The sequence below is a fragment of the Citrobacter sp. KH_055_1 genome, from assembly GCF_057838705.1.
The window spans coordinates 2,800,274-2,817,006 of sequence record NZ_CM174473.1 but is presented as its reverse complement, the minus strand read 5'-3'; the positions used below and the strand labels follow the sequence as shown (position 1 = coordinate 2,817,006).

Annotated in this window: 16 protein-coding genes; 13 read left to right on the top strand and 3 right to left on the bottom strand. The window is 51.2% G+C overall.

What is annotated here, in order from left to right:
* Positions 1 to 179: 179 nt before the first annotated feature.
* Positions 180 to 818, top strand: coding sequence for an RpiB/LacA/LacB family sugar-phosphate isomerase (locus tag AC3ITF_RS13260; protein WP_115258802.1), 639 nt, complete (start codon positions 180 to 182; stop codon positions 816 to 818).
* Positions 819 to 852: 34 nt separating this feature from the next.
* Here AC3ITF_RS13260 and AC3ITF_RS13255 read toward each other — a convergent pair whose 3' ends face one another.
* Positions 853 to 2,274: an MFS transporter gene (locus AC3ITF_RS13255; protein WP_489175735.1), complete on the bottom strand. Its 1,422-nt coding sequence runs from the start codon at positions 2,272 to 2,274 to the stop codon at positions 853 to 855.
* A gap of 127 nt (positions 2,275 to 2,401) precedes the next feature.
* On the opposite strand from AC3ITF_RS13255, the gene AC3ITF_RS13250 reads away from it, so the two are divergent.
* Positions 2,402 to 2,653: a DUF2766 family protein gene (locus tag AC3ITF_RS13250; protein WP_096757473.1), complete on the top strand. Its 252-nt coding sequence runs from the start codon at positions 2,402 to 2,404 to the stop codon at positions 2,651 to 2,653.
* Positions 2,654 to 2,733: 80 nt separating this feature from the next.
* On the opposite strand, the gene AC3ITF_RS13245 is transcribed toward AC3ITF_RS13250, so the two are convergent.
* Positions 2,734 to 3,237: a non-heme ferritin-like protein gene (locus AC3ITF_RS13245; RefSeq protein ID WP_137399682.1), complete on the bottom strand. Its 504-nt coding sequence runs from the start codon at positions 3,235 to 3,237 to the stop codon at positions 2,734 to 2,736.
* A 501-nt stretch (positions 3,238 to 3,738) separates the two neighbouring features.
* On the opposite strand from AC3ITF_RS13245, the gene AC3ITF_RS13240 reads away from it, so the two are divergent.
* From AC3ITF_RS13240 to otsA, 6 genes are all read left to right on the top strand, one after another.
* Positions 3,739 to 4,296, top strand: a complete 558-nt coding sequence (locus AC3ITF_RS13240) for a DJ-1/PfpI family protein (RefSeq protein ID WP_115258799.1) — start codon at positions 3,739 to 3,741, stop codon at positions 4,294 to 4,296.
* A 316-nt stretch (positions 4,297 to 4,612) separates the two neighbouring features.
* Positions 4,613 to 5,602 (top strand): arabinose ABC transporter substrate-binding protein, encoded by a 990-nt coding sequence (locus AC3ITF_RS13235; RefSeq protein WP_115258798.1) that lies wholly within the window; start codon positions 4,613 to 4,615, stop codon positions 5,600 to 5,602.
* 114 nt (positions 5,603 to 5,716) lie between these two features.
* The gene (gene araG, locus AC3ITF_RS13230) at positions 5,717 to 7,231 is read left to right on the top strand and encodes an L-arabinose ABC transporter ATP-binding protein AraG (RefSeq protein ID WP_115258797.1); all 1,515 of its coding nucleotides are present in this window, start codon (positions 5,717 to 5,719) and stop codon (positions 7,229 to 7,231) included.
* Positions 7,232 to 7,245: 14 nt separating this feature from the next.
* Positions 7,246 to 8,232: an L-arabinose ABC transporter permease AraH gene (araH, locus tag AC3ITF_RS13225; RefSeq protein ID WP_489176445.1), complete on the top strand. Its 987-nt coding sequence runs from the start codon at positions 7,246 to 7,248 to the stop codon at positions 8,230 to 8,232.
* 152 nt (positions 8,233 to 8,384) lie between these two features.
* Entirely contained in the window at positions 8,385 to 9,188 is an 804-nt protein-coding gene (gene otsB, locus AC3ITF_RS13220; protein ID WP_117341920.1) for a trehalose-phosphatase, read from the top strand.
* Positions 9,163 to 10,584: an alpha,alpha-trehalose-phosphate synthase gene (gene otsA / locus AC3ITF_RS13215; RefSeq protein ID WP_096757466.1), complete on the top strand. Its 1,422-nt coding sequence runs from the start codon at positions 9,163 to 9,165 to the stop codon at positions 10,582 to 10,584. The genes otsB and otsA overlap by 26 nt, the downstream gene beginning before the upstream one ends.
* Positions 10,585 to 10,601: 17 nt before the next feature.
* Here the strand turns inward: otsA and uspC are convergent, their stop codons facing one another.
* Positions 10,602 to 11,030 (bottom strand): universal stress protein UspC, encoded by a 429-nt coding sequence (gene uspC / locus AC3ITF_RS13210; RefSeq protein ID WP_096757465.1) that lies wholly within the window; start codon positions 11,028 to 11,030, stop codon positions 10,602 to 10,604.
* Positions 11,031 to 11,822: 792 nt separating this feature from the next.
* Here uspC and flhD point away from each other — a divergent pair.
* The 5 genes from flhD (at position 11,823) to cheA (ending at position 16,713) form a co-directional block, all read left to right on the top strand.
* Complete coding sequence (gene flhD, locus AC3ITF_RS13205; RefSeq protein WP_137399382.1) at positions 11,823 to 12,164, top strand: flagellar transcriptional regulator FlhD; 342 nt, start codon at positions 11,823 to 11,825, stop codon at positions 12,162 to 12,164.
* A 2-nt stretch (positions 12,165 to 12,166) separates the two neighbouring features.
* Positions 12,167 to 12,745 (top strand): flagellar transcriptional regulator FlhC, encoded by a 579-nt coding sequence (gene flhC, locus AC3ITF_RS13200; protein ID WP_161959006.1) that lies wholly within the window; start codon positions 12,167 to 12,169, stop codon positions 12,743 to 12,745.
* 125 nt (positions 12,746 to 12,870) lie between these two features.
* Positions 12,871 to 13,758 (top strand): flagellar motor stator protein MotA, encoded by an 888-nt coding sequence (motA, locus tag AC3ITF_RS13195; RefSeq protein ID WP_096757462.1) that lies wholly within the window; start codon positions 12,871 to 12,873, stop codon positions 13,756 to 13,758.
* Positions 13,755 to 14,684, top strand: a complete 930-nt coding sequence (motB, locus tag AC3ITF_RS13190) for a flagellar motor protein MotB (RefSeq protein WP_115258793.1) — start codon at positions 13,755 to 13,757, stop codon at positions 14,682 to 14,684. Before motA ends, motB begins: the two co-directional genes overlap by 4 nt.
* Positions 14,685 to 14,688: 4 nt before the next feature.
* The gene (gene cheA, locus AC3ITF_RS13185) at positions 14,689 to 16,713 is read left to right on the top strand and encodes a chemotaxis protein CheA (RefSeq protein WP_489175734.1); all 2,025 of its coding nucleotides are present in this window, start codon (positions 14,689 to 14,691) and stop codon (positions 16,711 to 16,713) included.
* Positions 16,714 to 16,733: the final 20 nt, after the last annotated feature.

The window sequence follows — 16,733 nt, the reverse complement described above, 5'->3', positions numbered from 1 at the left end:
ATCACAACGGCGTCTTCGGCATGAGGCAAGTCGGTTGTTTCAAAGGAAAAATGTGAGCACATCATTACTTTTTAAAACTAAATTTCATTAAATTTGAAAGTGAGTTTGCAAAATAGTAATGTGGCCTGCATGTTATGACTCATGGCGGAACCCCCGCGACGTATTCAGGAGAAGACACAATGAAAATTGCATTGATGATGGAAAACAGCCAGGCAAGCAAAAACGCGATCATTCATAACGAGCTTAAAGCCGTTGCTGATGAGAAAGGTTTCCCGGTGTTTAACGTTGGGATGAGCGATGAAAATGACCATCATCTGACCTATATTCATCTTGGCATTATGGCCAGCATTCTGCTCAATTCTAAAGCTGTCGATTTTGTCGTCACCGGTTGCGGTACGGGTCAGGGCGCCATGATGTCGCTGAATATCCATCCGGGCGTCGTGTGCGGCTATTGCCTCGACCCGGCAGATGCGTTCCTGTTCGCACAAATCAACAACGGTAATGCGCTCTCCCTGGCGTTTGCGAAAGGTTTCGGCTGGGGCGCAGAGCTGAACGTACGCTATATGTTCGAAAAAGCCTTCACGGGGCGTAACGGCGAGGGTTATCCGCCGGAGCGTAAAGAGCCACAGGTGCGTAACGCCGGTATTCTGAATCAGGTTAAAGCGGCGGTCGTCAAAGAAAACTATCTTGATACTCTGCGCGCTATCGATCCTGAATTGGTGAAAACGGCTGTATCCGGCCCGCGTTTCCAGCAGTGCTTCTTTGAAAACTGCCAGGACAAAGCGATTGAAGCGTTTGTCCGTGAAATCATTGGCTAAATGTTGTTGGCCCGGCGGCGCACGCTGTCCGGGCTTATCGGTTCTTGTTTGACACCGCACAGCCTGCGTCGCGAGTGAGTCGCAACGTATCCACCATGCCGATCAGGCAAATAATAGCAATTACCACAAAGGCCAGACGGAAGTTAATGCCGGGCACATGGCTCAGCGCCAGCCACTTGCTGACTTCATCACCCATTCTGATGCCAATTGCCGCCAGCGAAATCCCTAACCCTACCGCTAATTGCGTGGCCGTGCTGAACAGCGTATTGGCGTAGCTCATCTGCGAGGCGGGAACATCAGCGAAGGCCAGCGTGCTGACACCGGTAAACTGGATCGAGCGGAACACGCCGCCCAGATACAGCACCAGTAAAATCACCCACACTGGCGTTTGCGGGGTAATCAACGCGCAGGCCAGCAGCGCCAGTACGTTCAGCGCACCGTTAATCAACAGCAGCTTTTTAAAGCCCAGCCAGCGAATCAACGGCGTGGTCGCAGGTTTGATCGTCAGATTGCCGACAAACACCGCCAGCACTAATGAGCCGGCATGAAAGGCGTTCATGCCAAAGCCGACCTGAAACATCAACGGCAGCAAAAAGGGTACCGCACTGATAGACGCACGAAACAGCGACCCGCCGTACATCGTGACGCGAAACGTCGGGACCTGCAGGGCATCGAGACGAATCATCGGCCAGGCAGCATGGCGAAAATGGCGCAAAGCGAACAAAAAGGTGACGACCCCAAGCGTAAGTAGGCCAGCAGTTAGCCAGCCTTGAGGCTGTTGTGCGCCCAATAACTCCATGGCATACACCAGACTAACCATGGCAACCGAGGTGGCAATAAAGCCGGGGATGTCGAAGGGGCGGCGTTCATCATCATGGATATCGGGGATGAAGCGTAACGCCAGGGCTATCGCCAGTAATCCCAACGGGACATTAATAAAGAAGATCCAGCGCCAGTTGGCATAGCTGGTGATAAACCCGCCGAGAGGGGGACCGATGATAGGGGCGACTAATGCCGGCCAGGTCAGGGTGGCAATGGCAGTGATTAACTGGTGCTTTGGCGTGGTGCGCAGCACCGCGAGGCGACCAACCGGCACCATCAGTGCACCGCCCACTCCCTGTAGGATACGCATCGCTACAAAGCTTTCGAGGCTGGTAGATAACCCGCACAGCACTGAGGCGAGGGTAAAGATGGTCAGCGCCAGACTAAATACCTTACGCGCGCCGAAGCGATCGGCAATCCAGCCGCTGGCAGGGATCAGAACCGCCAGGGTGATCAGATAAGCGCTGATGCCAATGTTGAGATCGACCGCCTCAACGCCAAAGCTTTTTGCCATATCGGGTAGGGCGGTGGCGATGACCGTGCCATCGATAAACTCCATAAAAAAAGCCCCGGCAACGAGCAAGGCCGCCGGGGAGAGGCCACGTTTATTCTCAACCGCTACATCGTTACTCATGTTGTGCTTGCCATCTCAAATGAAATTCACGGGATCTTTTTATTTTCAGTGCAGCTGTACTCTCCGCACTGCTATCGTTTCGCACCCTGAATGGGTACTATGACAACCTTTCTATAAGGAGCTCATTATGTCCCAAACACTGAATGCCGATCAGGAACTGCTCTCGGACGTTGTTGCCTGCCAGCTGGTTATTAAGCAAATTCTGGATGTTATTGATGTCATTGCCCCGGTCGAAGTACGGGAAAAAATGTCCAGCCAGCTGAAAAGCATCGATTTTTCCAGTCATCCCGCAGGTGGCGATCCGGTTACGATGCGCGCTATTCAAAAAGCCGTTGCGTTGATCGAACTGAAGTTCACGCCGCAAAGTGAGTCTCACTAAAATAAACCGTTGTTTCAGGTTTTAGAAAGGTTTTTTTGCGCCTCTTGGATACAGAGGCGCTGACAGGGTAGTGCCGAGTATCAGTGATGCTGGTGGTTAACGACGTTTAGCAGATGCTTATCCGTTTGCGCCATACACAGTCCGGCGCGTTTGGCGCTACGAACCTCATCAAGAATCGTTTGCAACAGCACACCATCCTGCTGCTGCTCTTTTTCCAGATCGTGAAGAAAATCAACGGTTGGCACATCGTTCAATGCTTCTGCTTCATTTGTTAAGCGTGACAGTGTGTTGGCTCGCTGTTGATATTCATCCAGCGTTTTTTGAAATAAGTCTTCAAGAGATGTCAACTCATCGCCTGGCACGTCGATGGCTTTGACAATGGGGTTGGCACCCGCGCTTTTCATAAAATTAAACACGCGCATCATTTGCGTGACGTTGCTCTGTGCCTGCGTACGCAGAAACGTTGCTGTGCCAGTCAGACTGTGCTCGTAGCACCATTCACTAAGGTGAAGGTAGAGGTTTGATGCATAAAACTCAAGATTCATTTGGGTGTTGAGTTTGTGAACAATTCCAACTGCAGCCATATCAATATCCTTATTTCCAGAAAGGAAAATGTACGTTACTCACGTCAGTACAACGGGCTGCCGTTGCACTTTACATCTACGTACACGTAATACTGTTAGCAGAATAAATCCGTTCTGCCGGTCCTTTATATGATCACTGAGGCAATTCTATGCCGATCGAAAATAAGCATAGCGCCTGCTCACGCATAAGAAAATCCTTAAATCTTCGTATTTATGTTTTTTTACATATTGTTATAAGAATATTCTTGCTCTTAATATTTTGATGTATAGCGGGAGTGAATGTAACGAACTGATTTTAAAGTTGTTAAAGTTAAATAAAGATAATGAAATGGCGTTTCATATCACAAAATTAAATTTTCCGACAAGGTATCCTCGGTGCGAGTTCTCAATATTTGACGTTTTTTTTGCGCCTGATCAATTTTACTGAATTTCATTAATCAAATGACATTAATAATTCGATATTTATGGTTTGATTGATGTGGATAAATCGAGGAGTTAAGTATGAAAAAGGTCGCGGTGCTGCTGGCACCCGGTTTTGAAGAGGCTGAAGCCATTGTCACCATCGATATTCTTCGCCGTCTGCATATTGATGTTGAGACGCTGGCCTGCGCCGAGTCCCGTGCGGTAGTGAGCTATCACGATATTCCGATGGTCACTGACAGCACCCTGGCTGCCCGCCTGGAGACGATGTATGACGCCGTCGTGTTACCCGGTGGGCCGCAGGGCAGCGTGAATCTTGCCGCCAGCGATGCGGTTGTCCAGTTTATTGCGCGTCATGATGCCGCCGGAAAACTGATTTGTCCGGTGTGCTCGGCCGCCGCCCGGGTTCTGGGAGGCAACGGCCTGCTGAAGGGCCGTCGCTACGTGTGCTCAGGGGATTTGTGGCAAAACGTCACGGAGGGTGAATACATCGACGCGCCGGTAGTCGAAGATGGCAATCTGATCAGCGGCAAAGGCTTAGGTCATATTTTTGATTTTGCTTTTGCCGTTTCTGCTCGTCTGCTGGAAGATGATGCCCCTGTTCGCGACCATGCCGAACATATTTATTACCCCTGGTAATCATTGCGTTCCCGAATGTGTGCATTCGGGAACAAGGATTCACTGACTGACGTTATGGATTAATCTGCTACACCTCATTTTTCCCACCAAAAAAACCGCGTTTTTTTATGTCATTTCCCACTGAATTTATGTACGCAATTACTGTAATTCTGTGGTGTGATGCCGCTCTCTTATGGAGAATCAATTTCCCGCTACAACTACTCTCAGCACTGGCATTGATCTTATCAATAAAAGGTAATGCCTTGTTTTACGTCCGAATTACAAAAAATCGTCTGATTTTACCCTACATAAAAGAACGTTAAAGCTGGAGTTAACCATGCACAAATTCACTAAAGCGCTGGCGGCCATCGGTTTGGCTGCCGTTATGTCACAATCCGCTATCGCTGAATCCATGAAGCTCGGTTTCCTGGTCAAGCAGCCGGAAGAACCCTGGTTCCAGACTGAATGGAAATTTGCGGATAAAGCCGGTAAAGACCTTGGTTTTGAAGTGATTAAGATTGCCGTCCCGGATGGTGAGAAAACCCTGAATGCCATCGACAGCCTTGCGGCAAGTGGCGCAAAAGGCTTTGTTATTTGTACGCCGGATCCCAAGCTCGGGCCTGCGATTATGGCAAAGGCGCGTGGCTATGACATGAAAGTGATCGCTGTCGATGACCAGTTTGCCAACGCCAAAGGTAAGCCGATGGACACCGTGCCGCTGGTGATGATGGCGGCCACTAAAATTGGTGAGCGTCAGGGCGAGGAATTGTACAAAGAAATGCAAAAACGCGGCTGGGATGTGAAATCTTCTGCCGTGATGGCGATAACCGCCAACGAACTTGATACCGCGCGTCGTCGTACGTCCGGTTCAATGGACGCGCTCAAAGCGGCTGGCTTCCCGGAAAAACAGATCTATCAGGTTCCGACCAAATCTAACGATATCCCCGGCGCATTCGACGCCGCGAACTCCATGCTGGTTCAGCATCCTGAAGTTAAACACTGGTTGATTGTCGGCATGAATGACAACACCGTGCTGGGTGGCGTGCGTGCGACCGAAGGGCAGGGCTTTAAAGCACCAAACGTGATTGGTATCGGCATCAACGGCGTCGATGCGATTAGCGAACTGTCTAAAGGTGAAGCGACCGGCTTCTACGGCTCACTGCTGCCAAGCCCGGACGTACACGGCTATAAATCCAGTGAAATGCTTTACAACTGGGTGACCAAAGGGGCTGAGCCGCCGGCATTTACTGAAGTGACAGATGTGGTGCTGATCACCCGCGATAACTTCAAAGAAGAGCTGGCGAAAAAAGGGTTAGGCGGCAAGTAATACGTCATGCCGGATAAGACAAAATGTCTCTTATCCGGCCAACACATTACGCCCTCAGTAGGCCGGATAAGGCAACGCCGCTATCCGGCAACAGATTAGATTCACGGAGACGTTATGCAACAGTCTACCCCGTATCTCTCATTTCGCGGCATTGGCAAAACCTTCCCTGGCGTTAAGGCGCTAACGGATATTAGCTTTGACTGCTATGCCGGTCAGGTGCATGCACTGATGGGTGAAAATGGCGCCGGGAAATCAACATTATTAAAAATTCTCAGCGGTAACTATGCGCCAACGACGGGTTCTTTGGTGATCCGCGGCGAGGAGGTTTCGTTTGCGGACACCACCACCGCGCTGAACGCCGGTGTCGCCATTATTTACCAGGAACTGCATCTGGTGCCGGAAATGACCGTCGCCGAGAATATTTACTTAGGCCAACTGCCCCACAAGGGTGGGATTGTGAACCGCTCGCTGCTGAACTACGAAGCCGGTTTACAGCTAAAACATTTGGGGATGGATATCGATCCGGCCACGCCGTTGAAATATCTCTCCATTGGCCAGTGGCAAATGGTGGAAATTGCCAAAGCGCTGGCGCGTAACGCCAAAATCATCGCATTTGACGAGCCGACCAGCTCGCTTTCCGCCAGGGAGATAGAGAATCTGTTCCGCGTTATTCGCGAACTGCGCAACGAAGGGCGCATCATTCTGTATGTCTCGCACCGTATGGAAGAGATCTTCGCCCTCAGCGATGCGATTACCGTGTTTAAAGATGGGCAGTACGTTAAGACATTTACCGATATGCAGCAGGTCGATCACGAGGCGCTGGTGCAGGCCATGGTGGGGCGTGACCTCGGCGATATCTACGGCTGGAAATCTCGACCGTATGGCACAGAACGCCTGCGCTTGCATGAGGTTAAAGCGCCAGGCGTGCGTACGCCGATCAGTTTATCGGTGCGCAGTGGTGAAATCGTTGGGCTGTTTGGTCTGGTCGGAGCCGGGCGTAGCGAACTGATGAAAGGGCTGTTTGGCGGAACACGAATCACCGAAGGTCAGGTGTTTATTGATGAAAAGCCGATTGATATCCGTAAACCCAGCCACGCGATTGAGGCCGGCATGATGCTGTGCCCGGAAGACCGCAAAGCCGAAGGAATTATTCCGGTCCATTCGGTTCGTAACAACATCAATATTAGCGCCCGGCGTAAACATGTTCTGGGCGGATGCCTGATTAACAACGGTTGGGAAGAGACTAACGCTGACCACCATATCCGCTCACTCAATATTAAAACGCCGGGAGCAGAGCAGCTGATCATGAACCTCTCTGGCGGTAACCAGCAGAAGGCGATTCTCGGCCGCTGGTTATCGGAAGATATGAAGGTGATTTTGCTCGATGAACCGACGCGCGGCATCGATGTGGGCGCGAAGCATGAAATTTATAACGTTATTTATGCCCTGGCGGCGCGCGGTGTTGCCGTGCTGTTTGCCTCCAGTGACTTGCCGGAAGTTCTTGGCGTCGCCGACCGTATTGTGGTGATGAGAGAAGGTGAAATTGCCGGTGTGTTGCTCCACGAACAGGCGGATGAGCGTCAGGCGTTGAGCCTTGCTATGCCTAAAGTCAGCCAGGCTGTAGCCTGAATAAGGAGAGTATGATGTCTTCCGTTTCTACATCGGGTTATGGCGCAACCAAATCAGCGCTTAATCTTGGCAGAATTTGGGATCAGTACGGGATGCTGGTGGTGTTCGCCGTGCTGTTTCTGGTGTGCGCCCTCTTTGTGCCGAACTTTGCCTCCTTTATTAATATGAAGGGGCTGGGCCTGGCGGTTTCCATGTCGGGAATGGTCGCGTGTGGGATGCTGTTTTGCCTGGCCTCCGGCGACTTTGACCTCTCCGTTGCGTCTGTAATTGCCTGTGCCGGGGTTACCACCGCGGTGGTCATCAACATGACCGAAAGTCTGTGGATAGGCGTCGCCGCCGGGTTGCTGCTGGGGGTTCTTTGCGGCCTGGTGAACGGCTTCGTGATTGCCCGTTTAAAAATAAACGCACTGATTACCACGCTAGCGACCATGCAGATTGTGCGCGGTCTGGCCTACATTATCTCTGACGGTAAAGCGGTTGGAATCGAAGATGAGCGCTTCTTCGCCCTCGGCTATGCGAACTGGCTGGGTCTGCCTGCGCCTATTTGGTTAACCGTTGGCTGCTTCATTATTTTTGGCTTACTGCTGAATAAAACCACCTTTGGGCGTAACACGCTGGCTATTGGCGGTAATGAAGAAGCGGCGCGTCTGGCAGGTGTTCCGGTAGTCCGTACGAAGATTATTATCTTCATTCTTTCCGGCCTGGTATCGGCCGTTGCGGGGATTATCCTGGCGTCGCGTATGACCAGCGGTCAGCCAATGACGTCTATTGGCTATGAACTGATTGTGATTTCAGCGTGCGTGCTGGGGGGCGTTTCGCTGAAAGGTGGCATCGGAAAAATCTCATATGTGGTAGCCGGGGTGCTGATCCTCGGGACGGTTGAAAACGCGATGAACCTGCTGAACATTTCGCCGTTCGCCCAGTACGTTGTCCGTGGCCTAATCCTGCTGGCGGCGGTGATCTTCGACCGCTACAAGCAAAAAGCGAAGCGTACTATTTGATGATTTAACGGCCAACTTTTCAGTTTAGCTCCTCCCAATCGCCAGCCGCTATACCGGTTGGCGATTGTTTTTGCAAATGGCGAGCCTGGTCACACTGTCTATACTTATACCCGTCATACCTCAAGCTGCATAAAGATAAGGAGGAGCACCGGGTGACAGTATCGCGAACCGTACCCCCTGAACTATCCGCAAACTGTGCTTATTTTTTTGATCTCGACGGAACATTAGCTGAGATAAAACCGCATCCCGATCAGGTCACCGTCCCGCAGACGATCCTGCAATTACTACATCGCCTGGCGACGCACAATGCGGGAGCACTGGCATTGATTTCAGGGCGCTCAATGACTGAGCTTGACGCACTCACTCATCCCATTCGTTTTCCGCTTGCCGGCGTGCACGGGGCTGAGCGCCGCGACATCAAGGGTCACACCCACATTGTCCGTCTTCCTCAGGACGTCGAACACGACATTAGCGTGCTATTGCATGCTGCACTGGCGAATATGCCCGGTACGACGTTAGAAACAAAAGGCATGGCGTTTGCTTTGCATTATCGACAGGCCCCACAGCATGAGGCGGCGCTGCTGGCGCTGGCTGAACGCATCACGCGCCGATGGCCCCAGCTCGCCCTGCAGCCCGGAAAATGTGTGGTTGAGATAAAACCAAAGGGGACTAACAAAGGGGAAGCGATTGCTGCATTTATGCAGGAAGCCCCTTTTGCCGGGCGCACCCCTGTTTTTGTTGGTGATGATTTAACCGATGAGGCGGGTTTCGCTGTGGTAAACCGCGCTGACGGCATTTCCGTGAAGGTGGGGAGCGGCGCGACCCAGGCGATGTGGCGTCTGGCGGGCGTAACAGATGTCTGGCGCTGGCTGGAGCAGATCAACTGTCCGCAGCAAGACCAAAAAGCAACGAATGACAGGAGAGATGGCCATGAGTCGTTTAGTCGTAGTCTCTAATCGAATTGCCTCACCGGATGACAAAGGCAGTGCTGGCGGCCTGGCGGTCGGTGTGCTGGGGGCATTGAAAACGGCGGGGGGGCTGTGGTTTGGCTGGAGCGGTGAGACGGGTAATGAAGACCAACCACTAAAAAAAGTCACCCGCGGCAATATCACCTGGGCATCGTTTAATCTGAGTGAGCAGGATTACGAAGAGTATTACTGCCAGTTTTCGAATGCCGTTTTATGGCCTGCTTTCCACTATCGCCTGGATCTGGTGCAATTTCAGCGCCCGGCTTGGGAAGGCTATCAGCGGGTCAATACATTATTGGCTGAGAAACTGCGGCCCTTACTGAATGATGACGACATCATCTGGGTTCATGATTACCATTTATTACCGTTTGCCAGCGAGCTGCGGAAACGCGGCGTGAACAATCGTATCGGTTTTTTCCTGCATATTCCGTTCCCGACGCCGGAGATATTCAACGCATTGCCCCCGCATGATGTGCTGCTTGAGCAACTGTGCGATTTTGACTTACTGGGGTTCCAGACCGAAAACGACCGTCAGGCGTTTCTTGATGCGCTGAGTGCACAAACCCGAGTCACCTCGCGGGGCGACAATCATCATCAGGCATGGAAAAAGGCGTTCCGTACCCAGGTTTATCCTATCGGCATTGAACCCGATGAAATTGCCCGCCAGGCGGCGGGGCCACTGCCGCCGAAAATGGCGCAGCTCAAGGCCGAGCTAAAAAATGTGCAGAATATTTTTTCGGTTGAGCGACTGGACTACTCCAAAGGCTTGCCGGAGCGTTTTCAGGCCTACGAGGCCCTTTTGGAGCATTACCCTCAGCACCACGGTAAAATTCGCTATACCCAAATCGCGCCGACGTCGCGTGAAGAAGTGCAGGCCTATCAGGATATTCGCCACCAGTTGGAGACTGAAGCCGGGCGCATCAATGGCAAGTATGGGCAGCTGGGCTGGACGCCGCTTTATTATCTGAATCAGTATTTTGATCGTAAATTGCTGATGAAAATTTTCCGCTACTCGGATGTTGGGTTAGTGACGCCACTGCGCGATGGCATGAATCTGGTCGCTAAGGAGTTTGTGGCAGCGCAAGATCCCGCCAATCCCGGCGTGCTGGTGCTCTCACAATTTGCCGGGGCAGCACATGAACTGACCTCGGCGTTGATCGTTAATCCCTATGACAGAGATGATGTTGCGGGTGCATTAAACCGCGCGCTAACCATGCCGCTTGCTGAGCGTATTTCCCGCCACGCTGAGATGCTGGACATTATCGTTAAAAACGATATCGACAACTGGCAGGCTCACTTTATCCGCGATTTAAAAAAGATCACGCCACGTCATGCTGAAAGCCAACCGCATGACACCGTAGCTGACTTTCCTAAATTGGCCTGACGACGAGGATACGGTCATTAATCGCCTGCCAGCGGCACCAACAGCACATCGACCTGGCTGGCGCTGACCACGCTTTTCGCCGAGCAGGATGCTCGCGAAAAGAAGCTGTGATTATGGTTGCCATAAATGACGAGATCGACGGCGTGTTTGCGGCAGATATCCAGTATATGTTCGTTGAGTGCCCCATAGGTAATAAAGGTATGCTCAATGGGGTACTGCGCCTGCTGGGTGAGTTTATCGATAAAATTCAGCGTCTCTTCTTGCATTACCTCACGCAGGTCTTCCAGCATGGGGGCCGCAAACTGGTTATACAGTTCGGGATCGGAGACCAGGGTGACCAGGCTAATGCGCGCATTGACAGGGCGCGCAATTGAAACGGCTTTTGCTAACAACTGGTGACTTTCGGGGGTGGCGGCAACAGCGACAAGAATGTGCATGTAGCTCATAACTCGCTCCTTAAATACAAGAATTATGAGAGGACTTTAAGCGTTACTCTCGCTTCTTTCATACTGCAATTTTTCATACTGTAATAGTGTGAATGTCATCATGATTATTCATTAATTATTCTTATAAATAGAATAATCAGATCACAAAAGCTGAAAATCTGTTCAATCAATTTAAGTGAAATTCTCGGCTAATGAAAACAATATGTTAATAAAAAACAAACATAAATTAACATTTTGCATATCGTTACCTGACGGTATTAATTAATTAGGTTAAATATTTAACTCATTGTTTATAAAGATATAAAATGAGAAAGCAGTTTATTGTAAATCTGTGATCTCGCTCGTTATTTCGCGCGGTGATATTAACTGTCGTAAACAAAAGACTATTCGCTTTTATTGCAAGAATATTCGGGTGTATGGAATCGATAAAGTGAGTTGTTGGCTATAAAATAACCAAAATAAAAGCTGTGCTGATGGATTTATGTTAAACGTTTAGTTGGTTTATGTGATCTGCGTCACATATTCTTTAAATTCGCAGCAGGGTTCCGTTGTATGTGTAACTGGCGGCGGGTAGAGTTGCGTCGAATTAGGAAAAATCTTAGGCATTTGTAAGAATTGATGTGAGCTTGTAAGGAACGCGGCCTTCTTAAAAAGGGATGTTTACACAACGCGTAAGCCGTAACGCTGCTATGTATTTGACCTTTTGCTTTTTTTTTACCGGGCCTTCCCGGCGACATCACGGGGTGCGGTTACGCCGCATAAAAATAATGTTGGTTATTATGGATGCAAATAATGCATACATCCGAGTTGCTCAAACACATTTATGACATAAATTTGTCATATTTATTGCTTGCACAGCGTCTAATCGTTCAGGACAAGGCTTCCGCGATGTTTCGCCTTGGTATCAGCGAAGAGATGGCGGACACATTGGGAACCTTAACCCTTCCTCAAATGGTCAAATTGGCGGAAACAAACCAACTGGTCTGCCATTTCCGTTTCGACGATCATCAAACAGTTACTCGCCTGACGCAAGACTCTCGTGTCGACGATCTTCAGCAAATTCACACAGGTATCATGCTTTCAACGCGTCTGTTAAGCGACATCAATGATGCGGCGCGTAAGAAAAGGGCGTGATGATGAGCGAAAAAAGCATCGTTCAGGAAGCACGTGATATCCAGTTAGCCATGGAATTAATCACACTGGGCGCCCGTTTGCAAATGCTGGAAAGCGAAACGCAACTCAGCCGTGGCCGCCTTATCAAGCTGTATAAAGAATTACGCGGTAGCCCTCCGCCGAAAGGGATGCTTCCTTTTTCTACCGATTGGTTTATGACGTGGGAGCAAAATATCCATGCTTCTATGTTCTGCAACGCATGGCAATTTTTGCTCAAAACGGGCCTGTGTAGCGGTGTCGATGCCGTCATTAAAGCGTATCGCCTGTATCTTGAGCAGTGCCCACAGCCAGCTGAAGGGCCGTTGTTGGCGTTAACCCGCGCATGGACACTGGTCCGTTTTGTTGACAGCGGGTTGCTGGAACTGTCTACCTGCAACTGCTGCGGCGGTAATTTTATTACTCACGCGCACCAACCCGTGGGCAGCTTTGCCTGCAGTTTATGCCAGCCGCCATCACGTGCCGTAAAAAGACGTAAACTTTCCCAGAATGCTGCCGATATTATTCCACAACTGCTGGATGAACAGATCGAACAAGCTGTTTAACTGATACGGTGTGGATAGACACTCCAGCAGCGGTAAGCCATTACCGCTGCTTTTTTTTGTCCCGACCTTTGAGTTAACTGCCCGACTGCGCATCCTGTCATAGTCAATTGCGAAAGGATGATATCGTGCTGATCTTAATAGGTTACCTGGTTGTTATTGGTACAGTTTTCGGCGGCTATATGATGACCGGCGGACACCTTGGGGCACTCTATCAACCGGCTGAGCTGGTGATCATTGGTGGCGCGGGTATCGGGGCATTCATTGTCGGTAATAACGGCAAAGCCATTAAGGGGACGATGAAAGCGATCCCGTTGCTCTTTCGTCGCTCAAAATACACCAAAGCCATGTATATGGATCTGCTGGCGCTGTTGTATCGCCTGATGGCCAAGTCGCGCCAGCAGGGTATGTTCTCGCTTGAGCGCGACATCGAAAACCCCAAAGAAAGTGAAATTTTTGCCAGCTACCCGCGCATTATCGCGGATGCCGTAATGCTTGATTTTATCGTCGATTATTTGCGTCTGATTATCAGCGGCAATATGAATACGTTTGAAATTGAAGCGTTGATGGACGAAGAAATTGAAACGCATGAAAGTGAGTCGGAAGTCCCAGCTAACAGCCTGGCGATGGTCGGCGACTCATTACCGGCTTTCGGTATCGTCGCGGCGGTGATGGGGGTAGTACATGCGCTGGCCTCGGCCGACCGTCCGGCGGCTGAACTGGGGGCGCTTATCGCACATGCTATGGTGGGGACCTTCCTCGGGATTTTACTGGCCTATGGTTTTATTTCACCGCTCGCCAGCGTGTTGCGTCAGAAAAGTGCCGAAACGACCAAAATGATGCAGTGCGTGAAGATCACACTGCTGTCCAACCTGAACGGCTACGCTCCACCGATTGCCGTCGAATTTGGTCGTAAGACACTGTATTCCAGCGAACGTCCGTCGTTTATCGAACTGGAAGAACATGTTCGTGCGGTGAGAAATCCAACGGCACAGCAGACGACTGAGGAAGCATGAAAAATCAGGCCCATCCCATTATCGTCGTCAAGCGACGAAAACATAAAGGTCACGGTGGTGGGGCGCATGGTTCATGGAAAATTGCCTACGCCGACTTTATGACTGCGATGATGGCGTTCTTTCTGGTGATGTGGCTCATTTCCATCTCCAGTCCGAAAGAACTGATCCAGATTGCCGAATACTTCCGTACGCCTCTGGCCACCGCGGTAACCGGTGGAAATCGTATTTCAAACAGCCAAAGCCCGATACCTGGTGGGGGGGATGATTACACCCAACAGCAAGGGGAAGTGAACCGGCAGCCGAATATTGATGAGCTGAGAAAGCGCATGGAACAAAGCCGCCTGAGCAAATTACGTGGCGACCTGGACCAGCTTATTGAGTCCGATCCGAAGCTACGCGCGCTGCGCCCGCATTTGAAAATCGACCTGGTGCAGGAAGGGCTGCGTATTCAGATTATCGATAGTCAGAACCGCCCGATGTTTAAGACCGGCAGTGCCGAGGTTGAACCTTACATGCGCGATATCCTGCGGGCGATTGCGCCGGTTTTGAATGGTATCCCCAACCGCGTTAGTTTGTCCGGTCATACGGATGATTTTCCATACGCCAACGGTGAGAAAGGCTACAGCAACTGGGAACTGTCAGCTGATCGCGCAAACGCCTCACGCCGTGAACTGGTCAGTGGTGGTCTGGACACGGGGAAAGTATTACGGGTGGTAGGTATGGCCGCCACGATGCGTCTGAGCGATCGCGGTCCTGAGGACGCCATCAACCGCCGTATAAGTCTGCTGGTGCTGAATAAGCAGGCGGAAGAGGCCATTTTGCATGAAAACGCTGAAAGCCAGAATGAGCCGGTAAGTGTCTTACAACCGCCAGCGGTCGTTCCGCCGGCAAGCGTTCCCACATCGCCACCAGCCAATCCGAGGTGATAGCGTGAGCATGGATATTAGCGATTTTTATCAGACCTTTTTTGATGAAGCTGACGAACTGTTGGCTGACATGGAGCAGCACCTGCTTGATTTGGTCCCTGAATCTCCGGATTCAGAACAACTGAATGCCATTTTTCGTGCGGCGCACTCGATTAAAGGCGGGGCGGGCACCTTCGGCTTTACTATTTTGCAGGAAACGACCCATTTAATGGAGAACCTGCTGGATGAAGCGCGGCGTGGCGAGATGCAGCTCAATGCCGACATTATCAACCTGTTTTTGGAAACAAAAGATATTATGCAAGAACAGCTCGACGCCTATAAAAGCTCAGAAGAGCCGGATGCTGCCAGCTTTGAGTATATTTGTCATGCGCTACGACAGTTAGCGCTCGAAGCAAAAGGTGAAACCGCACCCGCGGTCGTCAACACTGCAAAATTGAGTGTTGTTGACGGCACGGCGATACAGGAAGAGACGATGGCGCAGGAAACTGTTGCTGCTGAAGAGGTTAAAAAACGGATCGTTCTGTCACGTCTGAAAGCTGGAGAAGTGGATTTACTGGAAGAAGAGTTGGGGAACCTGGCGACCTTAACGGATGTGGTCAAAAGCAGCGATACGCTGTCGGCTACGATTGACGGTGACCTCGCGGAAGATGACATCATCGCGGTACTTTGTTTTGTTATCGAAGCCGACCAGATTGAGTTTACTCCCGTTGTGGCTACCCCCGTTGAGTCGGTGACCGTGATGGACGAACCGCTGCCGGTTGCCGTTGTTCCGCTGGTTAAAGCCGCCGTCAGCGAACCGCCGCAGGGGCGCGTTGAGCGTGAAAAACCCGCGCGTGCCAGTGAATCTACCAGCATCCGCGTGGCGGTTGAGAAGGTCGATCAGTTGATTAACCTGGTCGGCGAACTGGTGATCACGCAGTCGATGCTGGCCCAGCGTTCGAATGAACTGGATCCGGTAAACCATGGCGATCTCATCACCAGCATGGGTCAGTTACAACGTAACGCCCGTGATTTGCAAGAATCGGTGATGTCGATTCGTATGATGCCAATGGAGTATGTCTTCAGCCGCTTCCCGCGTCTGGTTCGTGACCTGGCGGGCAAGTTGGGCAAACAGGTTGAGCTGACGCAAATTGGTAGCTCCACCGAACTCGATAAGAGCCTGATTGAACGCATTATCGATCCGCTGACCCACCTGGTGCGTAACAGCCTGGACCACGGTATCGAATTGCCGGAAAAACGACTTGAATCCGGGAAAAATCCAGTCGGTAACCTGACGCTGTCTGCTGAACACCAGGGCGGGAACATCTGCATCGAAGTCACCGATGATGGCGCGGGCCTCAACCGTGAGCGCATCCTGGCCAAAGCCATCTCACAGGGCATGCCGATCCATGAAAACATGAGCGATGACGAAGTCGGCATGCTGATTTTCGCGCCGGGATTCTCGACCGCCGAGCAGGTGACGGATGTCTCTGGTCGCGGTGTCGGGATGGATGTGGTGAAGCGTAACATTCAGGAAATGGGCGGGCATGTTGAGATCCAATCGAAGCAGGGCCAGGGCACAACCATCCGAATTTTGCTGCCGCTGACGCTGGCGATTCTGGACGGCATGTCCGTGCGCGTGGCAGATGAGGTGTTTATTCTGCCACTGAATGCGGTGATGGAATCGCTGCAACCCCGTGAAGAAGATCTGCACCCGCTGGCCGGGGGAGAACGCGTGCTTGAAGTGCGTGGTGAATATTTGCCGCTGGTTGAATTGTGGAAAGTCTTCGAGGTTGACGGCGCAAAAACCGAAGCAACTCAGGGCATCGTGGTGATTTTACAAAGTGCGGGACGTCGCTATGCGCTGCTGGTCGATCAGCTTATTGGCCAACACCAGGTGGTGGTGAAAAACCTGGAAAGCAATTACCGCAAAGTGCCAGGCATTTCTGCCGCAACAATCCTTGGCGACGGTAGCGTCGCGCTGATTGTCGATGTCTCTGCATTGCAGGGGTTAAACCGCGAACAACGTGTGGCGATCACCGCCGCCTGATTGATTGAGTGAGAAAGGGA

Excerpts from the sequence above, each read along its gene's own strand:
- uspC (WP_096757465.1), bottom strand. The coding sequence starts at position 11,030 with ATGAGCTACATGCACATTCTTGTCGCTGTTGCCGCCACCCCCGAAAGT.
- AC3ITF_RS13260 (WP_115258802.1), top strand. The coding sequence starts at position 180 with ATGAAAATTGCATTGATGATGGAAAACAGCCAGGCAAGCAAAAACGCG.
- AC3ITF_RS13255 (WP_489175735.1), bottom strand. The coding sequence starts at position 2,274 with ATGAGTAACGATGTAGCGGTTGAGAATAAACGTGGCCTCTCCCCGGCG.
- flhC (WP_161959006.1), top strand. The coding sequence starts at position 12,167 with ATGAGCGAAAAAAGCATCGTTCAGGAAGCACGTGATATCCAGTTAGCC.
- AC3ITF_RS13250 (WP_096757473.1), top strand. The coding sequence starts at position 2,402 with ATGTCCCAAACACTGAATGCCGATCAGGAACTGCTCTCGGACGTTGTT.
- araG (WP_115258797.1), top strand. The coding sequence starts at position 5,717 with ATGCAACAGTCTACCCCGTATCTCTCATTTCGCGGCATTGGCAAAACC.
- AC3ITF_RS13240 (WP_115258799.1), top strand. The coding sequence starts at position 3,739 with ATGAAAAAGGTCGCGGTGCTGCTGGCACCCGGTTTTGAAGAGGCTGAA.
- AC3ITF_RS13245 (WP_137399682.1), bottom strand. The coding sequence starts at position 3,237 with ATGGCTGCAGTTGGAATTGTTCACAAACTCAACACCCAAATGAATCTT.
- araH (WP_489176445.1), top strand. The coding sequence starts at position 7,246 with ATGTCTTCCGTTTCTACATCGGGTTATGGCGCAACCAAATCAGCGCTT.
- flhD (WP_137399382.1), top strand. The coding sequence starts at position 11,823 with ATGCATACATCCGAGTTGCTCAAACACATTTATGACATAAATTTGTCA.
- AC3ITF_RS13235 (WP_115258798.1), top strand. The coding sequence starts at position 4,613 with ATGCACAAATTCACTAAAGCGCTGGCGGCCATCGGTTTGGCTGCCGTT.
- otsA (WP_096757466.1), top strand. The coding sequence starts at position 9,163 with ATGAGTCGTTTAGTCGTAGTCTCTAATCGAATTGCCTCACCGGATGAC.
- motB (WP_115258793.1), top strand. The coding sequence starts at position 13,755 with ATGAAAAATCAGGCCCATCCCATTATCGTCGTCAAGCGACGAAAACAT.